Source organism: Pseudomonas sp. MIS38, assembly GCF_019891575.1.
Taxonomy (GTDB): domain Bacteria; phylum Pseudomonadota; class Gammaproteobacteria; order Pseudomonadales; family Pseudomonadaceae; genus Aquipseudomonas; species Aquipseudomonas putida_A.
Map to the genome: position 1 here is coordinate 1 of NZ_JAFLXF010000027.1, position 12578 is coordinate 12578.

The following is a 12578-nucleotide window of genomic DNA, read 5'->3' on the forward strand; positions in this document are numbered from 1 at the left end:
ACGGCAGCGTGATCAACCAGCGTGACGTGACCAGTGTCGATGTCAATCGCGGTGGCAACGTGTTCCACCGCGACTACCTGGACAACGCCGCACGGATCGAAGCGGCCAATGACCTGACCGTCAAAGCGGCCAACGACATCAACATCACCGGTGGCGTGATGAAAAGCGGCCAGGACATGGTCCTGAACGCCGGGCGCGACATTAACGTGTCGTCGGTGCAAGTCACCAACAGCGTGTTCCATGACGATCGGCACAACAGCAGCGACATCACCCAACTGGGTGCTGACATCGATGCTGGGCGTGACTTCAAGGCTGATGCCAAACGCGATATCAGTGTTATCGCGAGTCAGATTGACGCCAAGCGCGACGTGGCGATGTCAGCCACTGACAACATCCTGATCAGCTCAGCGGCGGATGAAGAACATTCCCTGTCCAAGAGCAAGAAACTGACTCGCCAGGAAGACCATGTCAGCCAGGTCATGTCCGGCATCACGGCGGGAGGCGACGTATCGCTGGCCGCGGGGCAAAACCTAGCCGTGGTTTCCAGTCGCATCACCGCTGGCGATGAAGCCTATCTGGTGGCAGGCGACCGTCTCGATATTCTTGCTGCGCAGGATATCGACTACTCGCTATATGACATGAAGAAGAAGGGTAGCTTCGGCAAAAAGAAAACCAAGCATGATGAAGTCACTGATGTGAAAAACATCAGCAGCGAAATCAGCTCCGGCGGCAGCATGCTGCTCGCCAGTGGCGGCGATCAGCATTACCAGGCAGCCAAACTTGATAGCGGAAACGACCTGGTTATCAGCAGTGGTGGGGCCGTCACATTCGAGGGCGTGAAGGACCTGCATCAAGAGAGCCACACGAAAAGTAATACCAGCCTCTCCTGGAGCTCGATGTCGGGTAAAGGCAAAACCGATGAGACCTTGCGCCAAACCCAACTGCTGGCCAAAGGGCAATTGGTGATCAATGCGGTTGATGGCCTGAACATCGATATCAAACAGATCAATCAAAAATCGATCAGCCAGACCATTGATGTAATGGTGAAGGCTGATCCACAACTGGCGTGGCTGAAAGAAGCCGAGAAGCGCGGTGATGTTGACTGGAAACTGATAAAGGAAACCCACGAGTCGTTCAAGTACAGCAGTTCGAGCCTTGGTCAGGGCGCGATGTTGGTGATCATTATTATCGTCACCGTACTTACGGCTGGAGCCGCGAGTGCGGCGGTGGGAAGCTTCGCCGGTGCGACGGCGGGATCAGGGACTGCCATGGCGGCAGCGGGTACTGCATCAGCTTCGGCAGTGGCTGGCGGAGCTGCGGTCGGCTCAACAGTCGCCGCGGGGTTAGGGAACGTGATGGCCTCGGCCGTATTGACGTCCATGGCCAGTACTGCGGCCGTCAGCACGATCAATAACAAAGGCAATCTGGGGGCCGTCGCCAAGGACACATTTAGTAAGGACAGTCTGAAAAATTCGGCGGTTGCGGGTGTCACGGCCGGCTTCACAAAGGGTGTAATCGACCCCCAACTCGGCGGCCACACGGTACCGTTTAACAACCTTACAAAAGGATTTGACTTAAATACCCTTCAAGACATCGGTGGTTTCGCCGTCCATGCGGGAGCGCAGGGACTCGCAGGGGGGGCCATAAAAACCGTAATTGGCGGAGGCAGTTACAGCGAGAATCTGAAGGAAGGGCTCGTTTCCCAAGCCGGCAACGTCGCCGCTGCAACAGCGTTCAACTTTGTCGGGGGCTTCGCACAGGATCACTGGCAAGCAGCAAAGAATGCAGGTGATACAACCGGCATGGCCATGTGGGCCGAAGGGGGAGTTGCTCGCACTGCGATGCACGCGTTGATGGGGGGAGCGATTTCGAGTGCCACCGGTGGAGATTTCAAAACTGGCGCAATCGCTGCTGGCGCCAGCCAGGCAATGGCTAGCGTTCTCAACTTCACCTTCGATAACCAACCTGAATTACGCCAGGCATTTTCCCAAATCGTCGGTTTGACCGCCGCTGGGTTGGCAGGCGGAGATGTCAACAAGGCATCGTGGGTTGCCTTGATGGCTGACGAATACAATCGTCAACTTCATCAAAAAGAAACTTTGGCACTGGAAAAACTGCAAAAAGAGAATCCTGATAAGGCCTATCAGCTTAAAGCGGCGGCTTGCGCCTTGGTTCATTGCAGTGCTTCGGTTCCGCCGGATGATCCGAACTATGAATACATCCAGGCATTGGAGACCGAGGGCAAAGGCTTCAAGGATGCACAGGGTGCGCTTGTCGCTACCGGAGCTTTTGACGAGTATTCGAAATGGGATCAAGCCAATGACGACTTGTTGCTCAACGACAAGAATCTCAGGCAATCGGCTAATGCCAGTCGGGCGGTACTCGGTGCGATAGGGGCTGCCGCTGGATTTGGGGGTGCGATAGCGTCCAGCCCGTCTTGTGTAACAGTTGTTGGATGCGCGATTCCGGCGTTGTCTGGACTGGGAGGTGCGGCGTCGTTCGCTGATGGGTGGCAAGCAACGGGGCAGTTATTTGCGCCCTATGACTACACCCAGGGAAGCAAAGTACTCGACTCTTTTAGCAGCGCTACATACCCCGGTGATGTGAACCCGCTTCGCGACTACGGAACGGAAGCCGCGAAAGCTGCCATGGAAATGGTGCTGCTCAAGGGCGCCGGAAAATACCTGGAGGGAACCGGGGAGCTGCTGTTGACTTCAGGTGGAAAGAAGGGAGGGAGTCTCCCGGGCACCACCTCGGAAGTCTCAAAAGTTGAGTTCAATGCCACTCGCGATGCAGAGGGTTTTGGGTTGTCTGCGCAGCGTGACTTTGTCCCGGGGAAAGTGCATCGTGCGGAAAATATCAACGCTGGACAAGTAACGGATCGTGATGGTCTCCCGCGTGTTGATGGTGAGAAAGCGGCGAATGACCTGCTCCTGAAACAGCAGTCAGGTGGAATAGATGCTCCATACTGGGGAACACAGCGTCCGGCTTGGAAGGAGGGGACGATGGTGATCGATAGGGTACTGGATCAGCCACGTACAATGACGATGACCATCAACGAAGCGCAGTATGCAAAGATGCTTGTCGCAAGGGAGGCAGGGAAAAACCCGTCATCAGCTCTAGGGGCTTGGGCTACGGAAACACCAATAAGTTCTGTAGCAGATGTTAGGAATAAACTCGCAGTTTCTGAAGAGTTTAAAAGTGGTAAATTGCTACAGATCGAGATTACGGTTAAGCCCGGTGTCGGCACTCGTGAGGGTACCGTTGGTGATATGTGGGATCAACTCAACGGAGTTCGCTTGCCTGGCGGAGGGCATCAGGTGAATTTTATGGATAAGACACCCCGAACCAATCCGGAGCTGTATGAAGTAAATTTAGAGTCGGTAAGGGCGCTAAAATGACAGTGCTAATAAATAAAGTTGTTACCGTTGTAGAGTTGGATGATGGGGTCGTCTTTGAGCGCTTTGTAAGTTGGGATGGGGGGTGCACTAATTTTGAAGATGTTAGAAAATATATTCTCTATTCTGAAAAGCGCAGCGTAATAAAACGTCGGCAGTTTTTGGTTTTAGAGGGGGGGGAGGAAGTCGATATTCCAATACTTGAGGTTCTGAATATATTGCCGAATAGAACTGGATTTTTGGTGGTTTTTGAAAAGGAGCCCTCGAGATTCAGTGTTCCAGTAGCGCCTTGGTTTTTTAGCTATCCTGATAATGCTGCAGTATATAATTCTGACGGCTCGTTGCGTTTTCAGTTACATAATATTTATGGGCAAGATGGTTATATAGGTGCCATGCACTCTGGTGCGGTTTCCGATCATCCTGATAAGTTGGGTGTGTTAGTCGGTACAGTTGGCCATGAACCGGAATGGCTTTATTTGGTCGATCCGAATAGTCCGGAGTTAATTTTCACCGGGAAATGGATTCGTTATTGACATCGCGAGAGGGGAAGGGGTAGTGGGGATAAACCACCTTTAGTTCAATTGGCTGATGCAAGAGGTAAATGGGGGACAGACCACGTTTAGAAAGCACTCCGAAAATGTGGTCTGTCCCCGTTAACCTCAAAGAACTATCAGTCAACGGTGCCACGAGATCTGAATGAGCAGATTTTGTGGAATAGAATGATAGAGAACCCCTCCGCTGGTCGTGATACGAAATTAGCGGGCGATAAAGACTTCTTGCGGAGTGAGGGATGTTGAAAAATGGAAGTTAGTCATCGTCTGCCAAGCGGAGAAAATATAACCATTCACTACTAGTATAAGTTCGTTACCGATAAAGCATAGGATATGAAAATCACAACGCCGCAACAGCTGCCGCCTGTGCTGCAGCCCGGAAGGACTATTGAGTGATGTGGATATGATTGTTTGAGTAAATGGGGACAGGCCGCGTTTAGAAAGCACTCCGAAAATGTGGTCTGTCCCCGTTAAACTCCTTCGATAAAGGGTTTTTACGTTTATCATGCAGTGGAGGGTAGTGTTCAAGGTGAGGATTATCCTGTTGGTTATAGCGGGAAAACTGAAATGGGTGATTATTTCCGCTACCTGATGCCAACTGTGTATGCGAGTATTGATGATTTCCCCGAAGAGCTTAGAGGGGTTGTGGTCGTATCGGATGTATTGGATTTTACGTCTGATCAGATTGTTAGAAGTTGTGAGGTGGATTCAATTTTTAATCGGCTTTATAGTTGATTTTATGATAATTCAAAGGCGGCAGATCAATTTGGAGTAAGTGGGGGGACAGACCACGTTTAGAAAACACTCCGAAAATGTGGTCTGTCCCCGTTAACCATCACGCATTATCGGGGGGCTCATTTCAACGACGAAGCCGGGAATCACTATGGCTACTAAAATTAAAATCATAAGAACATTTGATATTTCTCTTCCCAGTGAGGTATTCAACCTGCATGAAGATAAAGAATATGGTGAGTTGAAGCTATCGGCGGCTAGTCTTACGGTGTCAGAAAAGTCTTATGAAGCATCGGTAGTCGTATTGGATTTTATTTGTAAATCTGCCGTTAAAAATATGCCGGAATATGCATTCTGGCTGCTATTAGGTAATTCGGCTTGGCAACCAAACACGAGACTTGTTAGGTACCTGGGACTATGGGGTGGTTTGAAATCACGAGGAATCGAAATGCCCCAGGTTACTCGTTCGGTAGAGCGTATCGTTGAGCGTGATGGGAAGTTAAGGTTTTTTGGAGCTATGTGTTTGTCCGATTTTTCGGATCGTAAATCAATAGAAGTTCTTTTAACTGAACGATGTTCTTATATCGCTATTTTACCCAAGAATTTTGACATAGAGTGCGTCTTGGATCTTGGTTGGTGCGGCGGACTCTCTGAAGATCAGACGCTGTGTGCTTATGTAGGTGAGCGAAAAGGACTGCTGATAATGCGGGTTGGTGAATTTGACGATCCTGATAACGGATTTGTGTCAGTTGGGGAACAAGGCGTACTGAACGATCTGCTGAGCTAGGGGTAAATGGGGACAGACCACGTTTAGAAAGCACTCAGAAAATGTGGTCTGTCCCCGTTAAACTCCTTTCCCTCATCGAAAGGATGGCTCTGTATTCCAGAATCGTGCATTGGATTTGCCGCAGAAACCAGCCGGTTACTACACTGAGTATGTCCATCCATCGGCGGGTATTGCAGGACCTGGGCCTCAGCGAATAGTCGTAGGGAAAGGCGGCGAAATGTATTACACCGCCGACCACTACAAAACCTTCATCCCAATAAAAAATTGAGGTCTGTCAAAATGTTGCCATTCACGTTTGTGGAAACCCCGCCTTCATATAACACGGCGAAAGTGTTTTATGTGCGGATTGACCCCTCCATTCAGGTTACGGAGGAATTGATAAGATCGCTGTATTACCTACTTTGGTTACCGGGGTACTTCGGATACAACTGGGATGCCTTGTATGACTGCTTAAGCGATCTCAGTTGGATGCCGTGTCATAAAGTCGTCATTGTGCATGAGTCTCTGCCAGAATTGCCAAGAGACGACCTAAAGATATACCTCGAGATTTTGCGTGACTCGGTCCTTGATTGGATTGGTGACGATGGACACGAGTTGGAAGTTGTCTTCAAAGATGTTGATAGAGCTGTGGCCGAAAGTTTGCTAAAAAATTAGGCTAAGCCTGTGACGCGAGGTAAATGGAGGGTGAATGGGGACAGACCACGTTTAGAAGCACTCCGAAAATGTGGTCTGTCCCCGTTAACCCCCAAAAGGTAGCTCGATAGTTGGTGCTGAGAAAGATGCACTAGACCGAATAGCGCAGAACCCCAAAGGCCCTGATTTAACAGGTAAGCAGCCCGGGGCAATTCTACAGCAGCAATCTGATAACCGAATTAGCGATCTTGCATCGCAGTACAATAATTCAAGTCTTCAACCAAAGGATTCTCAATTGAGTATAGGAGGAAAGACGCTCCAAGCTGACCCTTATCTCAGTGTTGGTGCGTCTGTTTATTCTGGCACTACGACATCAGATGTAATGAGCTATTTTAGACAGTTGACAGGAACTGAATATATGCCAGTCGTAAAGTCGATTCCCGGGAAAGGGGATGTTTATGCTGCAACGATTACTTCTGGAGCTAACGCAGGTAGCAAAATTACGTTGAGGAATTTCTCGAACTCAACTCAACAGTCAGGCGCAGCTTGGACCATAGATGTAATAAATCCGTCTATTAATGCTGGGAAACGAATCGAGATTAAATTCAAATGAATATAGATTTTTTGTACTCAGCTATTCTAAGTAGCTCCTTCGGTCTATCAATTGGATCGATTTGGCAGCACTTAAGTGTGGAAATTTCGCACTTTAAAATAAGTAATGAAGAAAGAGCGGAAATTTTTCTCGAATTACTGAGGCGTCTAATGCTCGAAGGGCATTTAAAGCTGGCCTCAGATGGAAATTATCTATCTGGTAGTAATGATGAGCAAATTAGTATCATTGCACTCGCATGGCCTGTTCACCCTGAGGAGGATGAACTTGATGGTTTTGGATTTTGGTTTTTAACTACCGTTCCGGTTGGAGTAGTATGGTTTACCTCCGCTGGCCAGGAGATATGGACATAATTTATCTGGGTTAGTTGGTGCAAAAGGCGACAGTGGTGGCGGCACAAAAGGTGGGTAAATGGGGACAGACCACGTTTAGAAAGCACTCCGAAAATGTGGTCTGTCCCCGTTAACCCCAGCAGATAAAGTCCTACGAGAAGTTAGGTGTCAAGGTGATAAATACTTTGGATCAGCTCTTTTTGTATGGTGCAAGCAGAGGAGGGTTATAACCATGTCGTTATCGGCAATGATCATTTCATCAGAAAAGTTGAACACAGAAGACTTCAAAGAAATCATCTTGGCGCACGGTGGGTTCGTGAGTTCCGGCAAGCCCTTTCGGGGCGGCGTTAGCGAGGGCAATTCGGAAGTCTGGCTGGCATTGCATTCAAAAGATGTTCTTGAAGAATTTTACGATGCCGAAGATCTGCAAGGGTGGCAGGATGTCTTGGGGGGGAGCCGCAGGTAATGATTGAGCTTAACCTCGATCATACCGAGCATGCGAAGTTAATTTACTTGAAGGTTTTTTTGAGTTTTGCGGAAGCTTGGCCTTGTGTTTTAAATGACGTGGACGATTCTGTTCTTTCCCACAGTTCAGTTTGTGAGAAATACTAGAACCTTCTGGGCGGGTTATAAGAGGAGTGTCGCGATACAGATAGCACGTCGCCGCGGGTTCTGGTGACGTGGGTTATTGAGCCGTTCAATTACCCGTTGATGGCTCGTGAATCTTCGTGGGCTCAATTGTCAGTGTTGGGCCGTTGTAACGCTGGAACGGAGTGTCAAAAATTGGCCAAAATGCCATTGTTGTTTATGTTGTTTATGTTGTTTATGTTGTTTATGTTGTTTATGTTGTTTATGTTGTTTATGTTGTTTCTCATACTTTCAGGCTGCAACACCCACGTCAGAGACTCTTCCCCCAGTCTTTTAAAGGAGGGTGTCCAACTTCAGCAAAAAACGGTAACGCCAGATGCACAACACGCCAAAGTCATCATGAACTCGACAGGCTACACATACCCTGTCGAGTTCTCGGTTCGCCGGGCTTCAGATCCCGATCAACGAATGGAAGTGCTGGGTACTGTGGTGGATTCCGGGCGAGGCAAGGTGTTCGGCTGGATCGCCTAGCTTAACGAAGCGACCAATAGCGCCACGTTCAAGCACTTCCCTCAGCTGGAAACTCAAGCCAATGCTGACGAACCCTTTGAGGTATCGGGGCGTTCCAACGGCATGGGCACCGGCAATACATACAGCTGCAGGCCGCTGATCAGTACCTTTACGCCGGAACGAAGCAAGGTCTACCTGGTGGAGTTTCAGTTTGTCGGGCAGGGTTGCGAGCAGCATGTTTACGATGTTAGCCGGCCGGATCAACGTGTTCTCATCGGAGCCCCACCCGTTTGAAATTAACCATTGATTTCCCTGAAAACCTGATCACTGATGATTTGCTCAAAAAGCGACGGATTCCGTGCCTTTGCAAAGTTTCAACGCAATTCGAAATCTCCTTCTCGGATACAGTTCCTGAATCGTCCGGGGATCGTATCTGGCTGGAATTGTGAGGAGCTGGAACGACATGCGGTCGCCGGGGCGGGTGGTCAATACACCCACTATGCCAATAGTCTGATTACCTTAAGCAAAATTGGTGAAGACTTTTACCAGATCATTGATCTTGAAATGTTCTGCCCAAGTTTTGGTTGGTGCGCTGTTTTTCGAGATGGACAATATGCGCCCGCCGGAAATTTCTGGACGATGAGTCCACGTAAAACTAAAACGCCCCGAACTCTATCGGGGCGTTTTCATTTACCGGGCTTAACCGGCTAAGTGTTTATCGAAACGCCGGCACCACATGCTTGATAAACAACTCCAACGACCTCTTCTTCTCCGCATGCGGCAGACTGTTGTCACACCAGAAACTGAACTCATCCACCCCCAGTTCCTGGTAATACTTGATCCGCGGAATGATCTCTTCCGGCGTACCAATCATCGCCGTCTTGTGCAGGCTCTCCAGCTCAAACTCCGGACGCCCGGCAAACTTCTCTTCCGGGCTCGGAGCGAGGAAGCCGTTGACCGGGGTTTCCTTGTTGCCGAACCAGGCATCGAAGGTGCGGTAGAAACGCGAGATGGCTTTTGCACCGATTTTCCAACCGTCTGGATCGTCAGCCGAGTGCACGTGGGTGTGGCGCAGCACCATCAGTTGCGGACGCGGCACATCCGGGTTGTTATCCAGTGCGGCCTGGAATTTGTTCTTCAGGTCGACGACTTCTTCGTCGCCTTTCATCAACGGCGTGACCATCACGTTGCAGCCGTTGGCCACGGCGAAGTTGTGCGAGTCGGGGTCGCGGGCGGCGATCCACATCGGTGGGTTGGGCTTCTGAATCGGCTTCGGCACGCTGGTCGAGGTGGGGAATTTCCAGATGTCGCCGTCGTGGGCGTAGTCGCCTTGCCACAGGGCGCGGACCACCGGGACCATTTCGCGCAGGGCCTGACCGCCGCTGGAGGCGGGCATGCCGCCGGCCATGCGATCGAATTCGACCTGATAGGCGCCACGGGCCAGGCCGACTTCCATGCGTCCGCTGCTGATGACGTCGAGCAAGGCGCATTCACCGGCCACCCGCAGCGGGTGCCAGAACGGCGCGATGATGGTGCCGGCGCCGAGGTGGATGGTGGTGGTTTTGGCGGCGAGGTATGCCAGCAGCGGCATCGGGCTTGGCGAGATGGTGTATTCCATCGCGTGGTGTTCGCCGATCCACACGGTGCTGAAACCGCCGGCCTCGGCCATCAGGGTCAGTTCGGTCAGGTCTTCGAACAGTTGGCGGTGGCTGACGCTTTCGTCCCAGCGTTCCATGTGGATGAACAGGGAAAATTTCATGACGCTTCCTCGGATCTTTTGTTGTTGAGGCTACAAAACTGTGTGGGAGGGGCTTGCTCCCGAAAGCGGTGGGTCAATCGACACCTCTGGTGGCTAACACATCGCCTTCGGGAGCAAGCCCCCTCCCACAGTGGATTTGTGTGGGGTTGAAGTTTTGCTCAGGCCAGAACGGGCAGGGCGCCCATCTTGCCGTGGCAATACACCAGCGGCCCGGTGTGCTGCTCCGGGACGATCAGGTTCTTCACCGCGCCGACCATGATCGCGTGGTCACCACCTTCGTATTCGCGCCACAACTCACACTCGATGATAGCCGTCGCGTTGGCCAGGATCGGGTTGCCCAGCTCGCTCAACGTCCACTCGATGCCCTGCGCCTTGTCCTTGCCTTTACGGGCGAAGGCATAGGCTTCGCTTTGCTGGCCGCCGGAAAGGACGTGGATTGCGAAGCGCTTGTTTTTGATCAGCACAGGGTAGGAGTCGGAGCTGTAGTTGGGGCAGAACAGCACCAGGGCCGGGTCCATCGACAGTGAACTGAAGGCGCTGGCGGTGAGGCCGACGATCTGGCCGTCATCGTCCAGCGTGGTGATGACAGTGACGCCGGACGGAAACGAGCCCATGACTTGTTTGTAGATGGCAGCATCGATCATTGGACGGTCCTCGGGTGTTGTGACGCGATTTTTATGTATTTGTTGGTCTGATGGTATACCAGTATTTTTTCTTTGCAAGGGCTTTTAGGCTGAACCGATAAACGTGGTGCTTTCGTCGGAAACTCAGCGTTTATTGGGCTTTCGGCTGGCCTTCAGGCCGCAGTATCAGTGAGGATGGCGGATCAGCTAGCGCCGTAAACTACGGATCAGTCTTGTGAAATGTTTGGAATACCATAATATGGTCTGCATCTGAGGGGCGACCCAGAGTTCCCCCGGTTTGGCTTCATACAAAGATAAGAACAGACAAACTCGAGTTCATGCATATGTCCCAGATGTCCCGGCAAGATCCGTTGATCGAGAATCACACGGTCGACTACGTCCCACTCGCGGAACGCCACGGGAAGGCCCGCGACCTTTTCACTTTATGGTTCAGCACCAACATCGCGCCACTGCCCATCGTCACCGGCGCCATGGTGGTTCAGGTGTTCCATCTCGACTTGCTTTGGGGGCTGCTGGCGATTGCGCTGGGGCACCTGATCGGCGGCGTGGTGATCGCCCTGGCCTCGGCGCAGGGGCCGCGCATGGGCATTCCGCAAATGGTCCAGAGTCGTGGCCAGTTCGGGCGTTACGGCGCACTGCTGATCGTGTTTTTTGCGGCGCTGATCTACATCGGCTTTTTCATTTCCAACATCGTGCTCGCAGGTAAATCGATTGTCGGTATTGCGCCATCGGTGCCGGCACCGCTGAGCATTCTGATTGGCGCACTGGCGGCCACGGCGATTGGCGTGATCGGCTACAACTTCATCCACACGCTCAACCGCATCGGCACCTGGGTGATGGGCAGCGCGCTGCTCGCCGGTTTCATCTACATCTTCGCCCACGACTTGCCGGCAGACTTCCTGACGCGCGGCAGCTTCAACCTGTCGGGCTGGCTGGCGACGGTGTCGCTGGGGATCATCTGGCAGATCAGCTTCTCGCCGTACGTGTCCGATTATTCGCGTTACCTGCCGGCGGATATCGGCATCGCCAAACCGTTCTGGGCCACTTATCTGGGGGCGACGCTGGGGACGATTCTGTCATTCAGCTTCGGTGCCGTAGCGGTTCTGGCAACGCCTGAAGGCACCGAAGCGATGGCTGCGGTCAAGCAGTCCACCGGGTGGCTGGGGCCGATTCTGATGGTGCTGTTTCTGCTCAATATCATCAGCCACAACGCGCTGAATCTGTACGGCGCGGTGCTGTCGATCATCACCTCGATCCAGACCTTTGCCAGTCAGTGGACGCCGAGCATCAAGGTGCGCGTGGCGTTGTCGAGTGTGGTGCTGGCGGGTTGCTGCGTGGTGGCGCTGGGTGCCTCGGCGAATTTCATTTCGCAGTTCATCGGGCTGATTCTGGCGTTGCTGCTGGTGTTGGTGCCGTGGGCGTCGATCAACCTGATCGACTTCTACCTGATCAAGCGCGGCAGCTATGACATCACCTCGATTTTTCGCGCGGACGGCGGCATTTACGGGCGCTTCAATCTGCATGCGATCATTGCCTATTTCATCGGGATCATTGTGCAGTTGCCGTTCGCCAATACCTCGTTGTATGTCGGGCCGTACGCCAATCTGGTCGAAGGCGCCGACCTGTCGTGGCTGTTCGGCCTGGTGGTGACAGTGCCGTTGTATTACTGCCTCGCCACACGTGGGCAGACCCAGAAGCAACGTGGCGAGGGGATTTATCCCCGATCGGCTGCGAAGCAGTCGTGAAATCAGCGAGTGCGGGCCTCTTTGAGATGTAAAGGGGGCCGCTTCGCGCGCCATCGGGGATGAATCCCCTCACCACAAGTGATCCTCGCCCAGCCTCCGCATTCCAGCGGTCATTCAAATTGGCCATTTCGATCCCCTTTTGGCCCATCCCCCACTGTGCCGCGACCCCGCGGTCGGCAAGAATCAAAGCCATAACGAAACGCTGGACCTTCCTTGCCCTTGGCTACCTTTACAGCCGCTGCCGTGTACAGAACATAAAAACCATCGATCTCACGTCGCATTCCGGGGA

At 52.2% G+C, this 12578-nt stretch carries 10 protein-coding genes and 2 pseudogenes; 10 read left to right on the forward strand and 2 right to left on the reverse strand.

What is annotated here, in order from left to right; all coding sequences use genetic code 11:
• From J1G18_RS24505 to J1G18_RS24545, 9 genes and pseudogenes are all read left to right on the forward strand, one after another.
• On the forward strand, positions 1 to 3401 hold a 3401-nt coding region (locus J1G18_RS24505), incomplete at its 5' end, for a DUF637 domain-containing protein (RefSeq protein ID WP_223008863.1).
• A complete protein-coding gene (locus tag J1G18_RS24510) occupies positions 3398 to 3931 on the forward strand; it encodes a hypothetical protein (RefSeq protein ID WP_223008865.1) in 534 nt (177 codons plus the stop codon). The genes J1G18_RS24505 and J1G18_RS24510, both read left to right, overlap by 4 nt.
• A gap of 901 nt (positions 3932 to 4832) precedes the next feature.
• Complete coding sequence (locus tag J1G18_RS24515; protein WP_223008867.1) at positions 4833 to 5468, forward strand: hypothetical protein; 636 nt, start codon at positions 4833 to 4835, stop codon at positions 5466 to 5468.
• A 79-nt stretch (positions 5469 to 5547) separates the two neighbouring features.
• A pseudogene (locus J1G18_RS28520) lies at positions 5548 to 5736 on the forward strand (ribonuclease domain-containing protein); the annotation flags it as partial.
• Positions 5737 to 5747: 11 nt separating this feature from the next.
• Positions 5748 to 6122, forward strand: coding sequence for a barstar family protein (locus tag J1G18_RS24525; RefSeq protein ID WP_223008869.1), 375 nt, complete (start codon positions 5748 to 5750; stop codon positions 6120 to 6122).
• Positions 6123 to 6710: 588 nt separating this feature from the next.
• Entirely contained in the window at positions 6711 to 7064 is a 354-nt protein-coding gene (locus tag J1G18_RS24530; protein ID WP_223008871.1) for a DUF596 domain-containing protein, read from the forward strand.
• A 211-nt stretch (positions 7065 to 7275) separates the two neighbouring features.
• Positions 7276 to 7509, forward strand: a complete 234-nt coding sequence (locus J1G18_RS24535) for a hypothetical protein (RefSeq protein WP_223008873.1) — start codon at positions 7276 to 7278, stop codon at positions 7507 to 7509.
• 368 nt (positions 7510 to 7877) lie between these two features.
• Positions 7878 to 8435, forward strand: a pseudogene (locus J1G18_RS24540) (hypothetical protein).
• A 36-nt stretch (positions 8436 to 8471) separates the two neighbouring features.
• Positions 8472 to 8852, forward strand: coding sequence for a hypothetical protein (locus J1G18_RS24545; RefSeq protein WP_262415665.1), 381 nt, complete (start codon positions 8472 to 8474; stop codon positions 8850 to 8852).
• A 4-nt stretch (positions 8853 to 8856) separates the two neighbouring features.
• Here the strand turns inward: J1G18_RS24545 and J1G18_RS24550 are convergent, their stop codons facing one another.
• Both J1G18_RS24550 and J1G18_RS24555 read right to left on the reverse strand, forming a co-directional pair.
• Complete coding sequence (locus tag J1G18_RS24550; protein ID WP_223008875.1) at positions 8857 to 9900, reverse strand: LLM class flavin-dependent oxidoreductase; 1044 nt, start codon at positions 9898 to 9900, stop codon at positions 8857 to 8859.
• Between the two features lie 158 nt (positions 9901 to 10058).
• Positions 10059 to 10544, reverse strand: coding sequence for a flavin reductase family protein (locus tag J1G18_RS24555; protein ID WP_003225754.1), 486 nt, complete (start codon positions 10542 to 10544; stop codon positions 10059 to 10061).
• Positions 10545 to 10867: 323 nt separating this feature from the next.
• Here J1G18_RS24555 and J1G18_RS24560 point away from each other — a divergent pair, with 323 nt between their 5' ends.
• Positions 10868 to 12289 (forward strand): purine-cytosine permease family protein, encoded by a 1422-nt coding sequence (locus J1G18_RS24560; protein WP_223008877.1) that lies wholly within the window; start codon positions 10868 to 10870, stop codon positions 12287 to 12289.
• The last annotated feature ends 289 nt before the right edge of the window (positions 12290 to 12578 follow it).